This is a genomic window from Thermomicrobiales bacterium, assembly GCA_023954495.1.
Lineage (GTDB): Bacteria > Chloroflexota > Chloroflexia > Thermomicrobiales > CFX8 > JAMLIA01.
The window spans coordinates 1-17978 of the sequence record JAMLIA010000021.1 but is presented as its reverse complement, the minus strand read 5'-3'; the positions used below and the strand labels follow the sequence as shown (position 1 = coordinate 17978).

Below are 17978 nucleotides of genomic sequence, written 5' to 3'. Positions count from 1 at the left end.
CATCGAACCTTCATTCGGCGCGAGCATAATAGGTCGGTTTGGCGAACGTGTCGACTCGTTGCGAGAATTGACACGACCACCGGCGATCGATGGACTGCGGCACGTGCGCACCAGAAAGACGATCCAGTATGTCCAGAATTCCGATGCCAGCGATGATGCGCGACCCGGCAATGCGCGCGATTCTGATCCTCGCCGGCCTCGCCGGGGGCGCGTTCGGCCTGACCATTCCGTTCCTGACGCTTGTCGCTCGCGAGCGCGGCGTGTCGCTGTCCGCCATCGGGATCATGGCCTCCAGCTACCTGGTGGCGCAGACGGTCTTGCAACTGCCGTTCGGGTCGCTCTCGGACCGCATCGGCCGCACGCCGCCAATCGCGGCCGGCTTCGTAGTCGAGGCGCTGGCGTCGTTCGGTTTCGTCTTCGCCGATTCGGCGCTGACGTTCATCGCACTGCGTGTGCTGCAGGGCATCAGCCTCGCGATGATCATGCCTGCCTTGCGAGCCCTGATCGCCGATGTCACGCCTGTGCATCGGCGCGGCCAGTCCTATGCCTGGATGTTTGCCGCCTTCAGCGGCGGCATGCTGCTGGGACCGCCGGTCGGTGGGTTCCTGGCCGGGCCGCTGGGCCGCAGCCCGCTCTTCGTCATCGCTGGTGTCCTGAACCTGGTCATCGCAGTCTTCGCCATTGGCTGGCTACGCGGCATCGGTGGACGAAAGCCGTACGACCATGCCGCCGTCAAGATACCGGCTTCGGCGATCTTCACCAGCGCGCTGATCGGCGCGTTCGTGCTCGGCTTCGGCGCTCGCATTCTGGAGGGCATGTTCGCCGGAGTCTGGTCGATCTATATGGACGATCTCGGTGCCAGCGACATGGAGATCGGCCTGTCGTTCGCGACCTATTCAGTCGCCTTCATGCTGTTCACACCGATTGGCGGTCGCATGGCCGACCGTGGGCTTCGCTGGCGGAAGCTGCTGATTGGAAACTTCGTCCTCGCGGCGCTCATCCTCAGCTACGGACTGATTCACGTCGTGCCGCTGATCCTGTTTATGGGCATGATCGAGGGGGCGGTCGCGACGATCACTGTCCCGGCGCTGGACGCCTACCTTGCGTCGGTCGCCGACCCGCGCATCCAGGGCCGCATTCAGGGCACCTACGCGACGATCGGCACAGCCGGAGCGGCGGTCAGCGCCTTCCTCGGCACCGTGCTCTATCAACACTCGCAACTGCTACCCTTCGCGGTCGCTGGCGGTATTCTGGTTGTCATAACCGTTGCTGCGATCGGGCTGGTGCGCGATGCCGAAATGAAGATGGCGGCGATGCCCGTGGAATCGCTCAGTCCGGAGCCAGTACCGGCGACGCAATAGCAGCTCGACTCTGAGCGCAACCTTCGGATAGCGACGACAGAACCGCCGATCTACGATACGATCGGAGGTAATGAAGATGACGCAGACAACAACCAACTCTATCGTGATGACTGACGAAACGCGCTGGCAGGCCCTGGTGGATCGTGATCCGCTGTTCGACGGCACATTCATCGTCGCCGTCAAGACGACCGGCATTTACTGCCGCCCGACCTGCCCGTCGCGCCGTCCCTATCGCCGCAATGTGACCTTCTTCGATGGTCCAGACGAGGCTGAGGCAGCCGGATTCCGTGCCTGCCTGCGCTGCAAGCCGCGCGACGAGCGCGCACCAGCCGCGACGATTGTCGAGCGTGCCTGCGCCTACCTCACCGAGAACCTCGATCGTACGGTGACGCTGGCCGAGTTGGGGAGGGCGGTCGGGCTGAGCCCGCACCACCTGCAGCGCACGTTCACCCGCGTCGCCGGTGTGTCACCACGCGCCTGGGCCGATGCGCGCCGATTGGAGACCCTCAAGTCGCAGCTGCGCGAGCGCGACGACGTGACGACCGCCCTCTACGACGCCGGCTACGGATCGAGCAGCCGCGTCTACGAGCGCGCGCCCGGTCAGCTCGGCATGACGCCCCGCGCGTATCAGCGGGGTGGGCGAGGCATGCAAATTCAGTGGAGCATCCGCGATTGTCCGTTGGGTCGCCTGCTGGTCGGTGCCACCGAGCGCGGCGTCTCGGCGATCTACCTCGGCGATGACGACGACGCGCTCGAAGCGGCGCTGCATCACGAGTATCCCGCCGCCGAGCTCGAGCGCGACGACGCCCGCATTGGCGACTGGATGGCTCGCGTCCTCGAACACGTCTCCGGCAAACGCGAATCGCTCGACCTGCCGGTCGACGTCGTCGGCACCGCGTTCCAGCGCCGCGTCTGGGAAGCGCTGCGCACGATCCCGCTCGGCACCACGCGCTCGTATGCGGAGGTCGCCGACATGATCGGCGAGCCGAAGGCAGTCCGCGCAGTTGCACAGGCCTGCGCAAAGAACCCGACCGCGATCACCGTGCCGTGCCACCGCGTCGTCCGCAGCGACGGCACGCTCTCCGGCTACCGCTGGGGCGTGGATCGCAAGAAGGCACTCCTGACTGCCGAACGCGAGGGCACAATGGTGGCTGCCGACGCATGACGACGGGCGAAGGACAAGTGACACGCCGGTTGGTTCGCGAGATCCGACCGACCGGCGTGCTCAATTTCCCGCTCGCGCTGACCTATATCAACAGTTGGACAGCCTCGACGCTGGAGCGCGTCGATCTGGAGAACGGCACCTGGCAGCGGGCACTCATGCTCGATGGCCACGACCTGCTGGTGACGCTCCGGGAGTCGACAACGCCAGATACGCTCACGGTGGGAATCGCCGGGCCGCACGTCTCACCGGAGTTGCTCGACCGCGCCGAACGCGAGGTGCGTCGCATCTTCGCGCTCGATACCGACCCGGCCGCGTTCGCAGCGCTCGCCGACGCCGACGACATCCTCCGTCCGATCGTCACGTCCTACGAGGGCATGCGGCCGATCGTCGTCGCCGATCTGTATGAATCGCTCGTCTGGGCCATCCTCGGACAGCAGATCAACGTCGGCTTTGCCAGACGTCTCAAAGACCGGCTCGTCGAGACCTGTGGCCACGAACTCGTCATCGACGACGTACGCTATCCGCTGCTGCCACGTCCCGAGGTTGTCGCCGCGCTCGATCCCGCCGTCCTGCTTGGCCAGCAGTTCAGCCGCCAGAAGGCCGCCTATGTCATCGGCGTCTCGGAAGAGATCACGTCCGGCCGCCTCGACCTGCACGAGTTGGCAACGCTTCCCGACGACGAGGCAATCGACGAGTTGGTGCGCCTGCGCGGCGTCGGACGCTGGACGGCGGAATATGTGCTGATGCGCGGGATGGGCCGCCGGGACATCATCCCGGCCGGCGACGTCAGCCTGCAACTCCTGATCGGCACCGCCGCCACCGGCGCTCGCGCCACCGAACCGGAGCTCCGCGCCATCGCCGAGCGCTGGCGTCCCTGGCGTAGCTGGGCGACGTTCTTCGTCTGGATGAGCCGCCAGTTCGGCGCGTGAAGCGACCCTCCCGCGCGACCGCGCAGCTTGTCGAACAGCGCGACGAACGCCTCCACCTCCGTACGGACACGGACCCGGCCTGTCCTCGCCGTGAGGCGACTTTCCCGCGCCGAGCGCTCGCGTCTCGAATCTGCGCAATCGACGTGCAAAACCCGCGTTGGCACGCCGGACGCGCTTTGCGATGCCGATCCCACGCCGCGCCATTGGATGCCGAAAACATGGCGATCAAGCCGGGAAGGTCGCCTCACGGCGAGGACAGGCCGGGTCCTGTCCGTACGGACACGGAGGCGTTCGTCGCGCTGTTCGACGCACTACACGAGCCGCGTCGGATTACCGACGCGGCTCGTGCTTGCTTGCGATTCAGGCGCTGCAGATCACCCACCAACACGGCGGGCGGTGACGTAGCGGGTCGCCCAGTAGGTGTCGTTCAGATTATCGACGCCGACCACGACCTCTTCACCACCAGCGCTGACGAACTGGCCCTCGCCGAGATAGATGCCGACGTGCGACAGGCCCTCTTTGTAGGTGTTCTCGAAGAAGACGAGGTCGCCAGGGCGCAGGTCGGGCATGTCAACGGCTGTGCCCTGCGCCATCTGCTGTTCGATGGCGCGAGGGAAGTCGTTGGTGAGGACGCGGTTGACGACGTAGTAGACGAAGCCCGAACAATCGAAGCCGGACGGCGTCGTGCCCGCCCACAGGTACGGGGCGCCGAGGTGCGACATCGCCTCGCTAACGATCGCATCACCCGCGTCGAGCCAGTCATCCGAGCTGGACACGCCGGAGGCGCTGATCGTCACGACACCAGTCGGCGGAGCGGCGGCAACGTAGCCGCCATGTACCCAGCCATCCACGCCCGCGCCAGTCAGCTGATACCAGCCGACATCAGTGCTGTCGTAAACAGGACCGGCCGCGATTGTCAGAATCGTGCCCTCGGCGAGGTGTCCAACAACTGCATTCCCGACGCCCGCTCCAGTGCGGACATTCACGCCATCATCGCCGGTCGCACTGATCATGACGGACTGGCCCACCCGCAGCCCGACCGCCGGTGCCGGCGTCGCAGACGAGCCGGCCCGCTGGCCAGTGACCGCGAGGTACTGCGCGACGCTGTAGCCCTCGGTCCCGTCAAAGCTGACCTTCCACCACTCCATGCCGCTGTCATCGTAGAGCGCGGTCTTGAGCACGGTGACAATGGCACCCTCCGGAATGGAGGTGATCACCGGCGACTCGACCCACGGGTTCTCCCGCAGATTCAGCCCCTGGCCATCGGTGGCGGTGACGGTTGCCACCTGCCCGGCGACAGCGCCGACTGCCCCGGCTCCGGTCGTCGGTGGAGCGCTGCCGGACAGATTGAGATACTGGGCAACGCTGTATCCGTCCTGCCCGTCAACCCGAATCTTCCACCACTCCGTGCCACTATCGTCGAACAGCGCGGTCTTCAACACGTCAACGACCATGCCCTCCGGCACGGCCATAATCGCGTCAGCTTCCAACCACGGGAATTCGCGCAGATTCACGCCCTCGCCATCGGTGTTCACCACCATGGCGCTCCCAACCACGGGATCATCCTCGGCGAGTGCCGGAATCCACATGACGGCGCTCGCCAGCATCAAACAGACAACTGCCACAATGACGGCCCGGGGGCCGCGCAGATAGCTCGTACGACTCGACACTGCTGCCTGCTCCTTCGTCGTCGTGCATCGGGCAGACAGGCCGTGCCCATCACCCCCGATCGCGGCCACACCGCGGCGCACCAAACAGTGTACGTACACATCGTACCTACGCATTGACTATCTGGCAACCCCTTGACAGGAACGTGCCGCCAATCCCTTCGTAGGGACAGCGCTGGCGCTGTCATCGCCGTGAGGCGACCCTCCCGCGCAGATCATTGCGGCCTTGGAGAATCGCCCACCGTGTCGGCCCCGAAATGTAGGGGCGTATCGCATACGCCCGTTTGGCCCCCAACCCACTCAGATCGGCAACCACGGTGTCCGGGTGCCCTTGTTGGGTGGTCGCGTATCTGGCCGGACGTGTGCGATACGCCCCGACACTTTGAGTGCGTTGTCAATGTCAAGTTGTCTGATCGGTAGCCTACCTTTTCACCTGTCATCTCGAACCGCAGTGAGAGATCTCCCACCCATTCGACGCAGTCAAACGCAGGAGAGATTTCTCGCGTGCGCGCTCGAAATGACAACGGGGGAGGGTCGCCTCACGGCGATGACAGCGCCAGCGCTGTCCCTACGAAGGGATCGGTGGGCGACGGCACACGAAAACGCCCCCGCTGCCTCGAAAAGCAGCGGGGACGTCGTGTCGAGACGTTGTATCTATTCGACAGCGTCACCAGGACCATAGGCATTCAGGACAACATTCAGCGCCGAGAACGCGCCGTTTGTGCCGACGGACCAGGTGCCCTGGCTGCCATCGAGCGTGACCACCGAGCGCTCGCCGACGACAGTCGCCTCACGGTGACTGATGACGAGTGCGGTCATCTCGCTGATGCCGTAGACCAACGCGTCCGGGGAATCCATCGCCAGACTGTAGAGGCGGCCCCATTGCTGGTCGTACGTCAGGGTACCCTGCAACGAACCAGCGACGATGCCAAGCCCGTTGGCGATCTGGATGTTGCCGGCCTGGAACGAGGCGATTGCCACATCCTGCACGTCGTCATCGGTCGGGTCAGGGTTAGTGACGTAGCGTTCGCCCATGACCGCCGTCACTGCCTGGTCGGTCAGGACAACCGGCACGCTGTCCAGCGCGCGCTCAACCAGCCGACCGAAGAGATGGTTGCTCATCGCAGCGGTCATCGACGCCTGATCATCGCCGACGAAGACGACACCGGCAGTGCGGTTGAACGAGATCGAGTTGACGTAGCGCAGCGTGCTCTGGTCGTAGACGAACGTCTGCACCTGATACCACCACGGCAGCCCCGCCTCCCGCAGGCCGGCGACATACTCACGGGCGAGCGCCTGGCCGTCCGCGTAGGTCGCGCCGACCGCGACGACCATCATCTTCGCCATGCGGGCCGCCTCGATGCGCTGGATGAACTCGGCCATCGCCGGTCCGTCCCAGCTATCTGACAGATCGCCGCCGAGCATCAGCGTCGCACGCATGCGCATCTGGTCGAACTCGGGCTCCATCATCGCCCACTCGTTGATCGACTGGACGCCGCTGGCGTCGGAGATCGTGCGGTTCACCGTGTCGTAGGTGATGTCCGGGTCTGCGCCGATGATGTGCGTCAGCATGTTGCGCACCGACAGCGTCCCGTCCGGGCCAACCCACTGATGGGTCGCGTTCAGTGCTTCGGCATCGATGACGGCAACCGACGAGTCGCCGAAGACACCGTGCACGAACTGATCGTCCGTGATCTGGACACCGGTCGCGTAATCAACACCGATGCCGACCTTGCTCTGCCCGGCGAACTGCTCGTCGGACTGCATGACCACATTCAGCAGTCGCGCGAAGCGTCCGCGCTGGTAGAAGTGCTGGTCGGTGATGGCCGTATCTGACGAGAAGCTCAGGCCACGGGTGAAGTCATCCGGACCAGTCTGATCGTTCGACCACCAGACGATGACCTTGTCCTTCTCCATCGCGTTATACGGCCAACCCGGATCGGTATAGCCACCGATCATCGTCGTCGACTGGACCGCGGCACCGGCGCTGGTTCCGCCGTAGACCACACCAGCGAGATAGGCGGCCTCCATCGCATCCTCAACGTCGCTGTTGGCCAGCACCTCCATCGCGATCGTCTGATCGCCACCGAGGATGTAGACGCCGTCCGTCTCGGAGTCTGTCAGCAGGGCAATCGCTGCCTCGCCTTCCGGCCCGTCGGTCTGGCTGCGCATAAACAGATGCAGGAGTGTCGCGACGCATCCGCCCGGGAACTCCGCCGTATCCACGACCGAGTTACAGGCATCCTCGACCTGATCGGTGCGATCCTGCGCCAGCTCAGTGTTGTCATCGAGATCGGCCGGGTCATTGCCGTACGACGACGGCTCGACCAGGATGTCGACCGTATCGCCGGTCGCGTGGTCCGCGACGACCTCGGCAAAGCCTTCGAGTGACGTCGTTGTATATCCGCCGCCGATCGGAACCAGTGTCTGTTCGGACGGGTCAGCAGCAGTCGCCACCCCGGCCATCGACCCCAGGAGCATGGTGATGAGCGCGACGACAAATACGGTACTGCGACGCCGACCACGAGTTCGTGGACTACCCACCTGTCACCCCCTTTGATTGTTGGGCGTCTGTTCAACGCCACTTATGGGATTTCGCGTCGTCTCGTAGACGACCGTCTGTGCAAACGCAAGTCTCGCGCCCTTAGCGCAAGAAGTCGAGGTGATACTTACTCGCCAGACAGTCAACAATGCCGTTCGCGACGCGTGAGACAACGGCGTCCTTGCTGGTCGTGTTATCGCCGCTGAGGATGATCAGGTCATCGTTCGAGAGCGTTTTGCTGACATCCAGCGCACACTCGGAGGCGTCCTCGATGATCGGATCGATCAGGGACACGAGCGGGCCGGGGATCTGCGTCTCCAGGCAGGTACGCATGATGTCCTTCGTCAGCGTCGTGTCGTCCATCGACAGGCTGATGAGCAGCTCCGGCGTCAGGTTGCGCTCCAGGCAGGGCCGGATCGAGTCGTCATCCTGCACGGCAACGGTCGGTGGGACGAACGGCGTCGGCGATGGTGTGGCAGTGGGGATCGGTGTCGCGGTCGGCGTCGGGGAGGGCAGCGGTGTCGCCGTCGGGTCGGGCGCGCCGATCGAGGCGCAACCGGCCAGTACCAGCACAACGGCCAACAAGCTGATGCCCAGACGCAGACGAGCAGGAATCGGCAATCGTCGGTTGGGCATGAATCCTCCACGTAACTACCACAGGCACGAAGTCAGTATTGAACGTTCCCCGCAGGCACGACAACGCCGACCATCACACAAAAGCCTGCTTGCGGCATCGCATTCGCGATGCCGTTCGACGGATGGGGCATCTGTGTGTCGTATCCTGCATTCAAAATCAAGAAACAGTGAGGGAAGGCTTGCAGTATGTCGAATGAGATCAGATTGGTGACGGGTGAGCTTCCGCCGGACGCTCTGCGCCGTCGCGTCGATCCCGCGTCGCTCCCATTTGAAACGACCGCCGATGTTCCTCCCGGACGTGGCACGATCGGCCAACCACGAGCAATCGACGCAATCACCTTCGGGCTGGAAATTCGCGCCACCGGCTACAACATCTATGTCTCCGGTCAGCCGGGGTCCGGGCGTGAGACGAGCATCATCGACATGCTCGCCGAGTTCGCGCCGCGCATGCCGACACCGGACGACTGGGCCTATGTCCACAACTTCGAGGACTCCGACCGCCCGACCGCAATCCGGCTGCCGGCCGGGCGCGGCACGACGCTGGCCGCCGACATGCAGCGCTTCGTCGCCGATGCCCAGCGCGAGATCCCGCGCGCGTTCGATAGCGAGGACTACGCTCGCCGCCAACGCAACGCGCTGTCGGCCGTTGGCCAGCGCCGCGACCAGCTCTTCGAGGAGCTCCAGCAGTTCGCCGCGACCAACAGCTTCACGATCCAGATGACACCGACCGGCATCGCCACCATCCCGGTGGCGAACGACCAGCCGTTGTCGAACGAGGCGTACGCACAACTGCCGGAAGACGAGCGCAAGGCGATCGACGAGCGCGGGCAGCTGGTGCAGGAGCAGCTTGGATCGACGATGCGCAAGGCCCGCGAGCTCGATCGCGAGGCTGGCGAGCGCGTCTCCGAGCTGAACCGCGAGGTAGCGCTCTTTGCCATCGGCCCGCTGCTCGATGAGCTCCGCGAGCGCTATCACGACTATCGCGAGGTCCTGCATTTCATCGACCAGGTCCAGGAGGATGTCCTGACTCACTACGCCGAGTTTCGCCCTGCGGAGCAACAGCAGAGCGCCGACCCTGCTCAGCAAGTCCAGGCAGCACGGCGGGTCGAGTTCGCTGCCCGCTACAACGTCAACGTCCTGATCGACAACGGCGGCACCCACGGCGCGCCGGTGGTCAGCGAGCGCAACCCCAGCTACTACAACCTGATCGGCCGGATGGAGTACCGCTCGCTGTTCGGCTCAATGGTGACCGATTTCCGCGAGATCAAGCCGGGCGCGCTGCATCGCGCGAACGGCGGCTTCCTCGTCCTGCACATCACCGACATCTTGCGCCAGCCGTTCGCATGGGACGCGCTCAAGCGTGCACTGGTCGGCAAGGAAATCCGGATTGAGCACATGGGCGAGCAGACGAGCATGGTGCCAACGGCCACGCTGCGGCCCGAGCCAATCCCACTCGACATCAAGGTCATCCTGATCGGCACGTCGCTGCTCTATCAGACGCTCTACGCAACTGATGAAGAGTTCGCGGAACTGTTCAAGGTGAAGGCCGAGTTCGCGCCCGACATGCAGTGGGACGACCAGAACACCACCGACTACGTTGCGTTCATCAGCCGCCAGATCCGCGACAACGGCCTGCGCCACTTCGATCGCAGCGCGGTCGCGCGGGTGCTCGAATACAGCGCGCGCCTCCGCGAGGACCAGCGCAAGCTCTCAACCCGCATGCAGGACATCGCCAACGTCATCACCGAGGCGAGCTACTGGGCCGGCAATGCCGGGCACGAGATCGTGACGGTCGATGACGTTGCCCAGGCGATTCTGCAGAAGATCCACCGAGCCAACCTGATCGAGGAGCGCGTCCAGGAACGCCTGATCGACGGCACGATTGACGTGGAAACCGACGGCAGCCGGGTCGGCCAGATCAACGGCCTCTCAGTCATCAGCATCGGCGACTACACCTTCGGCCAGCCGAGCCGGATCAGTGCGCGCGTCGCGCTCGGCTCCGGCGATATCGACAGCATCGAGCGCGAAATCAACCAGTCGGGGCCGAGCCACGGCAAAGGCTTCCTGATTCTGTCCGGCTACCTGCGCGGCCAGTACGGCAAGAAGGCACCGCTGGCGATCCGGGCGACGATCACCTTCGAGCAGTCCTACAACGGGGTCGATGGCGACTCGGCCTCATCGACCGAGCTCTACGCGCTGCTTTCGGCGATCGGCGAAATCCCGCTGCGGCAGGACATTGCGGTCACCGGCTCGGTCGATCAGTACGGCACAGTGCAGGCGGTCGGTGGCGTCACCGACAAAATCGAGGGCTTTTTCAAGGTCTGCCAGGCTCGCGGCCTGACCGGGCAACAGGGCGTGATCGTGCCGGCGACGAACGTGCCCAGCCTGATGCTCTTCCCCGAAGTCGTCGAGGCGGTCGAGGCCGGTCAGTTCCACATCTGGGCGGTCCAGTCAATTGACGAGGGTATCGAGCTGCTCACCGGTCTGCCAGCCGGCGAGATGGACGCCGACGGCAACTACCCGCCCGAGAGCGTCCACGGCAAGGTTGCAGCGCGGCTGGAGGAATACGCCATGCAGGCACAAGCCTTCTCGGCGCAACGGCAGGCAGCATCACCCGACGGCCACGGTGAGCCAACTCCAGCACCTCTAGATACGAAGTCACAGGCACTCTAGTATGCACTCGGGTCCCGATCGATCGATGGTTACAGGCAGCCTTTCGGCGCTGGGCAATCCAGAAGTTGGTCGGGGCCTCTCACTCCATCTGATCACATTTGCCCCGAGGTGAGGAGCCAACGGTGAGTGACGAGACGCTGCGCATCGGTCTTGCGGCCGTCCCGAATGTCCCGGCCATCGACGAACGGCTGCAGTGGATCGACCGCATGCTCGCCGAAGCAGCAGCGCAGCAGGTCGCCATCGTCTGCTTCCCCGAGGCGTACATCCCCGGTCTGCGCGGCATGGACTTCCCCGTCCCACCACCAGATCAGGCGCGTCAGGAAGCAGCGCTCGCGACGATCCAGGACGCGGCACGGCGGCACGGCGTGGCTGCCGTCGTCGGCATGGAGTGGGGGACCGCCATCGGTCTGCATAACGTCGCCTTCGTCATCGGCCGGGACGGCGAGGTGGACGGGTATCAGCCCAAGAATCAGATCCCACCAGAGGAGGAGCCGTACTACGTCGCCGAAGGCAGCCGACGGCTGTTCGAGGTCGATGGCGTGCCGTTCGGCGTCACCATCTGCCACGAAGGCTGGCGCTACAGCGAGGCAACCCGCTGGCCGACAGCACGCGGCGCGCGCGTCGTCTTCCACCCGCACGTGACCGGCAGCGACAACGCCGGCCACGTCCCAGCCTACTGGGGAGACCCGGACGCGCCGTACTACGAGAAGGCGATGGTCGTGCGGGCGCTGGAGAACACCGTCTATTTCGCCAGCGTCAACTACGCGGTGCGCTACCAGGAATCGGCTACATCAGTCGTTGGACCAGACGGTGACCGCATCGCGCACGTCCCCTACGGTGAAACGCGCCTGCTCGTCGCCGACCTCGACCTCTCCCGCGCCACCGGCTTCTACGCCCGCCGCTACAATGCTGCTTCGTACCCAACGGGGTGAGCCGATGAATAGCCCAATCCAGCGAGCCATCATTACCAGCAAAGGCGAGCAGCCCGGCCCGACAGCCACCCCCGCCTCCTGTCATCTTGAGGTCGCAACCGAAAGATCTCCCACCCGCCAGACCCAGCCCAACGCCAGCGAGGTTCTCAGCTGCGGACACGCGATGACACATAGCGAGGGAGCGGCTGCCGTCCTGACCGAACCGCGCAGCGCTACGACGGCAGCGTCGCCCGCACTATTTCGGCCATCTCGGCGTCTCCCACATTGCCGCGCTCGGTGAGCCCGGCGATGACACCTTCGCGATCGGCGACGGACCGGTTCTGATTCGTCTTCCACTTGCCGACGATGCGGTTGATCGGGATCTCGATACCGACGATCGATTCCAGCAGGGTGTTGATATACGAGGACGGCGCGTCGGCCATCTTCCACGGGATCGGCTCATCGGCCTCAAAGTGCTTGGTCAGCCGACCAACGATGCCGCGCAGCCACTTCGGTTCCTCATGCACAATGATCGGCCCGTACACATGCACGACGGCGTAGTTCCAGGTCGGGGCGACCTCGTGCGTCTCCTGCTTGCTCGGATACCAGTTCGGCGTGATGTAGCCATCGACCGCCTGGAAGACGACCAGCGCCTCCGGCGTCCGCGCCACCTCGCGCCACATATCGTTGTTCCGCGCGACGTGCCCGATCAGCGTCCCGCGACCGCCGTCACGCATGTCCACGAGGAACGGGATGTGGTTGGCAACCAGCCCGTCCGGCCCGTTCGTCACAACCGTGCCGAGCGGATAGTCCGCGATAAGCTGATGCATCATCTCGACTCGCGATTCCTCGAAGTGCGCCGGGTTATACATCGCCATCACCTTGCCTGCCGTGTCAGTCTCACTCCTGATCCATCGACAACGTAGCATGCAGTGCCACCTTCGGAAAGCGCCACCTGTGGCGCTTTCGCCAGTGAAGTGGCTCTCATTCTTCTCTTTGAGAGGTTCCCATTGCCAGAGCCACATACTCACAGGCAGGGCGGCTGGATGCCGCGCCGCGTTCAATTCCACGTCACCCGGATCACGCCGCCGCGCATTGACAGAGGTTTCGTTTCGCTGTGTAGTTGGCGGGCAATGACCATGGACGAACCAATGTGGCAGGAGAGTGACGGAGGATGACTGGGAACGGCTCATTCCTGACCTGGCTTGCGCTCCAGGCGCAGCGCGATGACCCGGTCGGTGATTGCGCTCGCGACATGCTGGACGACCCGGAATGGCCGTCGGAAGCGACGACCTACGCGACAGCACGCGTCTATCTCGAATCGGTCCAGGCGAGCAGCCTCGCCATCGCCGCACTCCGTGAGGCATGGGACGAGTGGCAACGCCGACGCTGACGCCCTGTGCGACACTGCCCGATCAAACAGCAGCGTGGAGGAAGCGGCGACGACGCTCCCCGGCTGTAGTCAGCTTGACACGATAACGACGAGGAGCGGTCGTGGACGCACTGGAGAACAAGGTCGCGCTGATCACCGGCGCTGGGCGCGGGTTCGGACGCGCAATCGCCGAGCGCTTCGCCGAGGCCGGCGCGACGCTGGTCCTGAACTACCGGGACAGTCGCCAAGGCTGCGATGAGATCGCCACGCAGGCGCAAGCGCGCGGCGGCGAGGCGCTGGCGATCCGGGCCGACGTTACCGACGGACCGGCAGTCGACGCGATGGTGCAGCAGGCGATCGACGCATACGGCCGGATCGACATCCTGGTCAACAACGCGGGCATCATGCTTGTCGAGCCGTTCGCTGAATCGACCGAGGAGCACTGGCGCGACGAGATCGAAGTCAACATTATCGGCCCGCTGCGGGTCACCCGCGCCGTCGTGCCGCACATGATCGCGCAGCGCTCCGGCAAGATCATCAATCTATCATCCCAGCTCGCCCTGATCGGCTGGAACCGCGGCTCGGTCTATAGCGGGACGAAAGGATTCCTGCTGACCTGGACGCGGAGTCTCGCGCGCGAGCTGGGCGAGCACGGCATCAATGTCAACGCCATCGGCCCCGGCTCGATCCCTACCGACATGAACACGGGCATCTATCCCGACGAGGAGTCACGTCAACAGCGCGCCCGGGAGCTCCCGCTGCGCCGCCTCGGCACGCCGCGTGATGTCGCCGAAAGCGCGCTCTTCCTCGCGTCGGACGCGTCGGCCTTCCTGACCGGCCAGATGCTCGGTCCCAACGGCGGCAACGTCATGTAGACGTCCCCTTACGTCACCAACCCGAACAGCGCAGCGGCGGTGTCACCCAGCACCGCGTTTGCGTGCTCCGGGGAGATGGCCTGCTGGACAGCGGCGACGCCGTTCGCCAGATCGCCCACCACGTGCGGGTAGTCAGAGCCGAACAGCAGGTGGTCCTCGCCGACGACCTGCGCGGCCAGCGCAATCGCAGCCGGGGAGGCGTTGGTCGTGTCGAGGTAGAGACGGCGGGCGATCGTGCTGGGCGGTTCGTCGATGCCCTGACAATCCGGGTAGCTGCGGTATCCGGCGTCCAGCCGCGCCATCAGGAACGGCAGCGCCCCGCCGAGGTGCGAGCCGATAACACGGATGCCGGGGTAGCGCTCGAAGAAGCCGGAGAAGATCAGCCGCGCCAGCGCCTGCGTCGTGTCGAACATGTAGCCCACCAGCGGGGCCAGCGCGTAGCGATCCAGCGTTTCGATCCCGGCCGGCGGCATCGGGTGAATGTGCATCACCGCGCCGCGCCGGCTGGCCTCAGCGTAGAAATCATCCAGCTTCGGATCGTTCAGCGGCGTGCCGTCGATGTTCGCGCCGATCAGGAAGCCGGGCATCGCCAGATCGTCCATGCAGCGCACCAGCTCCTCAGTCGCATCGTGCGCCGACGCGGTCAGCGGGATGCTGGCCAGCGCGCGGAACCGATCGGGATGCTGCGCGACGACATCGGCCAGCGCATCGTTACACTCCCGCGCCAGCTCGACCGCTGCCAGATCGCGCACGAAGTAGACCTGCGGCACGCTCACGGTGAGGACCTGCACGTCGATGCCGTCGGCGTCCATCGCCGCAACGCGCTCAGCCGGATCAGCCATCTCCGGCACGATCGTCAGGAACCGTGCGCCGCGTTCCTTGACAATGAGCTGATCGCCGACGCCCGGCACGACCTCGTAGCGCCCTGCATCGAGCAGCGCCCGCAGGAACCCCGCGGGCTGGAAATGCGTGTGGGCATCAATGCGCATCGAACCTCCTCAACGGTCGCTCATCTGGATAGCGCGAATCCTTCATACTCCGCCGCCGCAATCTCGTCGCAGCGGCTGCGATACCGCCCGACGCCGCCGACGTAGGGCATGAAGCCCAGCGGTTTGCCGGGGATGTTTGCACCCATGTACCACGAGTTCGCGTACGGGTAGAGCGTCGCCGCAGCCACCTCATCGACATGCGCGCACCAGGCATCCTGCGCCTCGGGCTGCGGCTCGATCTCCGCGATTTCGCGCTCGTGCAGGTAGTCGAGGCAGCCGGCGATCCAGTCGACGTGCTGCTCGATCGACACCAGCATATTCGACAGCACCGACGGGCTGCCGGGTCCGGTGATCGTGAACAGGTTGGGGAAGCCAGAGACGGCGAGACCGAGATAGCTGCGCGGCCCGTCCTCCCAGACCTCTGCCAGCCGCAGCCCGCCGCGCCCACGGATGTCGATCTTCCTCAGCGCGCCGGTCATTGCGTCGTAGCCGGTCGCGAAGACGATGCTGTCCAGCTCGTAGTCCGCCGCGCTCGTCCGCAGGCCGGTCGGCGTCAGCGCCTCAATCGGTGCCTGCGCGATGTTCACCAGCGTGACGTTGGGTTGGTTGTAGGTCTCGTAATAGCCAGTGTCGAAGCAGAGCCGTTTCGTGCCAATCGGGTAGGTACGCGGCAGCAACTCCTCGGCAACAGCCGGGTCGTCGACGATCTCGCGAATGCGCTCGTGGACGAACTGGACCGCCGTCTCGTTCGCCTCCCGGCTGGTGTACAGATCTGAGAAGCCCGCCAGCAGGCCGAAGCCACCCCGCTGCCAGCGCGTCATGTATTCTCGCTCGCGCTCCTCCGGCGACACCGCCAGCGCCGAACGCTCGCTGTTTGCCGACAGCCAGGCGTTATAGCCGGAGCGCGACTTCCGCAACTGCTGCCGGTACTCCGGGTAGCGCGACTTCAGCTCGCGCACCACCTCGGGATCGAGCGGGTGATTCTGCGCCGGGGCGCTGAAGTTCGGTGTGCGCTGGAAGATAGTCAGGTGCGCCGCCTGCCGCGCCACGAGCGGGATCATCTGGATCGCCGACGAGCCGGTGCCGATCACGCCAACACGCTGACCACTGAAATCGACCGCCTCATGCGGCCACGCGCCGGTGTGGTACGTCCGCCCACGAAACGACTCGCGCCCCGGAAACTGCGGTATCTGCGCGGCAGACAGGCAGCCCAGCGCCATAATGCAGAAGCGCGCCGTCACCCGCTCGCCGGTGTCCGTCTGGACGGCCCAGCGCCGCCCGGCCTCGTCGTAGTGCGCGGCCGTCACCCGCGTGTTGAACATGATGTCGCGCCGCAGATCGAAGCGGTCAGCGACGTGATTCGCATAACGCAGGATCTCCGGCTGGGCGGCGTAGCGCTCGCTCCAGTCCCACTCCTGTTGCAGCGCGTCGGAGAAGGAGTACGAGTAGTCCAGACTCTCGATGTCGCAGCGCGCGCCGGGGTAGCGATTCCAGTACCAGGTGCCACCAACGTCGCCACCCGCCTCGAAGACGCGCATCGTCAGCCCCAGCTCGCGCAGACGGTGCAGCATGTACATCCCGGCGAACCCGGCACCGACGACGATTACATCGACGTCGGTGTTCCGGCTGGACGCGGTGTGCGGGTCGGTCATTGCACCCTCCTCCGACGCAGGCTTCGGACGCAGACTCCCGGTAGCGGCAAGGTGACCACTCTAGTGCGGATGACGAAAGCCTGTCAATCGGCAGATGCGCATACAGGCAGACCAACCGCTTGACCGCGCCGCCATCGCTGCGCTAGTGTCCGCCAGCAACAACCAACGCCGAACAACCGGACGCGACAGGAAACGAGGCCGACGATGGACTACCAGCACATCCTCTGGGAACAGCAGGGCGGGGTCGCTATCCTGACACTCAATCGTCCCGACGCGCTCAATGCGCTCAACTCTCCCCACCTGATCGAGCTGAACCATGCCGTCGAGCGCGCCAGGTACGACGACAGCGTCCGCTGCCTGGTCATCACCGGCTCGGGTCGGGGCTTCTGCTCCGGCGCGGATGTCAAGGAGTGGGGCGCGGGCCATGAAGACGACGAGCCATCCGCCAGCTGGATCGACCTGGCCCACGCGCTCATCAGCCGCATCTACCGCCTGCCGAAGCCGGTCGTTGCGGCAGTAAACGGCGTCGCGGTCGGGGCCGGCTGCGACATGACCCTCGCCGCCGATCTGCGCATCGCATCGACCAAGGCACGCTTCGGCCAAGCCTACATCCGCCTCGGCTACTGCCCGGACGCCGGCGGCTCCTACCTGCTGCCGCGTCTCATCGGCGAAGCCCGCGCGATGGAGATGATCTACACCGGCCGCATCATCGAAGCCGACGAAGCCAACAGCTACGGCCTGCTCAACCGCCTCGTCGAGCCGGACGACCTCCTGCCGACCGCGCTGGAGCTGGCCGAACGCCTCGCCAAAGGCCCGACGCTCGCCATCGGCCTGGCCAAGGAGAACATCCGCCAGAACGCCCAGCTCTCCATCGAGGACGCCCTGCGCAACGAACGCCGCAGCGGCGAGATCTGCGGCAAATCCGAGGACGCCAAAGAGGGGCTCGCTGCGACGCTGGAGCGCAGAGAGGCGAATTTCAAAGGACGGTAGTGAGGGACTACCGGATACATGCCCACCGACCGGCTGGAGAGCTGATCGGTCGGCGGAACACACAGGCGAGGTGGCCCAGCCGCTGTAGGGGCGTATTGCATACGCCCGCCCAGACCACCAGCATGCAGGCATTCATCTGCCGGTCGGGTTGGCAACGGCACGACAGCCGGGCACAAGCTACGTCGGACGGGTGCCGATCGAGGGTGTTGGCGGCTC

The 17978-nt window shown here is 65.1% G+C and carries 14 protein-coding genes; 8 read left to right on the top strand and 6 right to left on the bottom strand.

Annotated elements, in window-relative coordinates; all coding sequences use genetic code 11:
* Positions 1-128 precede the first annotated feature (128 nt).
* From M9890_06115 to M9890_06105, 3 genes are all read left to right on the top strand, one after another.
* Positions 129-1361, top strand: coding sequence for an MFS transporter (locus tag M9890_06115; GenBank protein MCO5176530.1), 1233 nt, complete (start codon positions 129-131; stop codon positions 1359-1361).
* A gap of 76 nt (positions 1362-1437) precedes the next feature.
* The gene (gene ada, locus M9890_06110; protein ID MCO5176529.1) at positions 1438-2526 is read left to right on the top strand and encodes a bifunctional DNA-binding transcriptional regulator/O6-methylguanine-DNA methyltransferase Ada; all 1089 of its coding nucleotides are present in this window, start codon (positions 1438-1440) and stop codon (positions 2524-2526) included.
* The gene (locus M9890_06105) at positions 2523-3455 is read left to right on the top strand and encodes a hypothetical protein (GenBank protein ID MCO5176528.1); all 933 of its coding nucleotides are present in this window, start codon (positions 2523-2525) and stop codon (positions 3453-3455) included. The genes ada and M9890_06105 overlap by 4 nt, the downstream gene beginning before the upstream one ends.
* A gap of 374 nt (positions 3456-3829) precedes the next feature.
* Here M9890_06105 and M9890_06100 read toward each other — a convergent pair whose 3' ends face one another.
* From M9890_06100 to M9890_06090, 3 genes are all read right to left on the bottom strand, one after another.
* Positions 3830-5125, bottom strand: a complete 1296-nt coding sequence (locus M9890_06100; GenBank protein MCO5176527.1) for an SH3 domain-containing protein — start codon at positions 5123-5125, stop codon at positions 3830-3832.
* A 651-nt stretch (positions 5126-5776) separates the two neighbouring features.
* Positions 5777-7666 (bottom strand): Type 1 glutamine amidotransferase-like domain-containing protein, encoded by a 1890-nt coding sequence (locus tag M9890_06095; protein ID MCO5176526.1) that lies wholly within the window; start codon positions 7664-7666, stop codon positions 5777-5779.
* A 100-nt stretch (positions 7667-7766) separates the two neighbouring features.
* The gene (locus tag M9890_06090; GenBank protein MCO5176525.1) at positions 7767-8300 is read right to left on the bottom strand and encodes a hypothetical protein; all 534 of its coding nucleotides are present in this window, start codon (positions 8298-8300) and stop codon (positions 7767-7769) included.
* 207 nt (positions 8301-8507) lie between these two features.
* On the opposite strand from M9890_06090, the gene M9890_06085 reads away from it, so the two are divergent.
* Both M9890_06085 and M9890_06080 read left to right on the top strand, forming a co-directional pair.
* The gene (locus M9890_06085) at positions 8508-10973 is read left to right on the top strand and encodes an AAA family ATPase (GenBank protein MCO5176524.1); all 2466 of its coding nucleotides are present in this window, start codon (positions 8508-8510) and stop codon (positions 10971-10973) included.
* Positions 10974-11095: 122 nt separating this feature from the next.
* On the top strand, positions 11096-11905 hold the full coding sequence (locus tag M9890_06080) for a carbon-nitrogen hydrolase family protein (protein MCO5176523.1): 810 nt from the start codon (positions 11096-11098) through the stop codon (positions 11903-11905).
* A 212-nt stretch (positions 11906-12117) separates the two neighbouring features.
* Here M9890_06080 and M9890_06075 read toward each other — a convergent pair whose 3' ends face one another.
* Entirely contained in the window at positions 12118-12813 is a 696-nt protein-coding gene (locus M9890_06075; protein MCO5176522.1) for an FMN-binding negative transcriptional regulator, read from the bottom strand.
* A 245-nt stretch (positions 12814-13058) separates the two neighbouring features.
* On the opposite strand from M9890_06075, the gene M9890_06070 reads away from it, so the two are divergent.
* Both M9890_06070 and M9890_06065 read left to right on the top strand, forming a co-directional pair.
* Positions 13059-13277, top strand: a complete 219-nt coding sequence (locus tag M9890_06070) for a sterile alpha motif-like domain-containing protein (GenBank protein ID MCO5176521.1) — start codon at positions 13059-13061, stop codon at positions 13275-13277.
* A gap of 101 nt (positions 13278-13378) precedes the next feature.
* The gene (locus M9890_06065; GenBank protein MCO5176520.1) at positions 13379-14131 is read left to right on the top strand and encodes a 3-oxoacyl-ACP reductase FabG; all 753 of its coding nucleotides are present in this window, start codon (positions 13379-13381) and stop codon (positions 14129-14131) included.
* An 8-nt stretch (positions 14132-14139) separates the two neighbouring features.
* Here M9890_06065 and M9890_06060 read toward each other — a convergent pair whose 3' ends face one another.
* Positions 14140-15120 (bottom strand): amidohydrolase, encoded by a 981-nt coding sequence (locus M9890_06060; protein ID MCO5176519.1) that lies wholly within the window; start codon positions 15118-15120, stop codon positions 14140-14142.
* Positions 15121-15140: 20 nt separating this feature from the next.
* A complete protein-coding gene (locus M9890_06055) occupies positions 15141-16772 on the bottom strand; it encodes an NAD(P)/FAD-dependent oxidoreductase (protein ID MCO5176518.1) in 1632 nt (543 codons plus the stop codon).
* 204 nt (positions 16773-16976) lie between these two features.
* On the opposite strand from M9890_06055, the gene M9890_06050 reads away from it, so the two are divergent.
* Positions 16977-17762, top strand: a complete 786-nt coding sequence (locus tag M9890_06050) for an enoyl-CoA hydratase/isomerase family protein (GenBank protein MCO5176517.1) — start codon at positions 16977-16979, stop codon at positions 17760-17762.
* Positions 17763-17978: the final 216 nt, after the last annotated feature.

Bases quoted from the DNA above. Each gene is read 5' to 3' on its own strand.
- M9890_06115 (MCO5176530.1), top strand. From the start codon at position 129: ATGTCCAGAATTCCGATGCCAGCGATGATGCGCGACCCGGCAATGCGC.
- ada (MCO5176529.1), top strand. From the start codon at position 1,438: ATGACGCAGACAACAACCAACTCTATCGTGATGACTGACGAAACGCGC.
- M9890_06105 (MCO5176528.1), top strand. From the start codon at position 2,523: ATGACGACGGGCGAAGGACAAGTGACACGCCGGTTGGTTCGCGAGATC.
- M9890_06090 (MCO5176525.1), bottom strand. From the start codon at position 8,300: ATGCCCAACCGACGATTGCCGATTCCTGCTCGTCTGCGTCTGGGCATC.
- M9890_06075 (MCO5176522.1), bottom strand. From the start codon at position 12,813: ATGCTACGTTGTCGATGGATCAGGAGTGAGACTGACACGGCAGGCAAG.
- M9890_06070 (MCO5176521.1), top strand. From the start codon at position 13,059: ATGACTGGGAACGGCTCATTCCTGACCTGGCTTGCGCTCCAGGCGCAG.
- M9890_06060 (MCO5176519.1), bottom strand. From the start codon at position 15,120: ATGCGCATTGATGCCCACACGCATTTCCAGCCCGCGGGGTTCCTGCGG.
- M9890_06055 (MCO5176518.1), bottom strand. From the start codon at position 16,772: ATGACCGACCCGCACACCGCGTCCAGCCGGAACACCGACGTCGATGTA.
- M9890_06050 (MCO5176517.1), top strand. From the start codon at position 16,977: ATGGACTACCAGCACATCCTCTGGGAACAGCAGGGCGGGGTCGCTATC.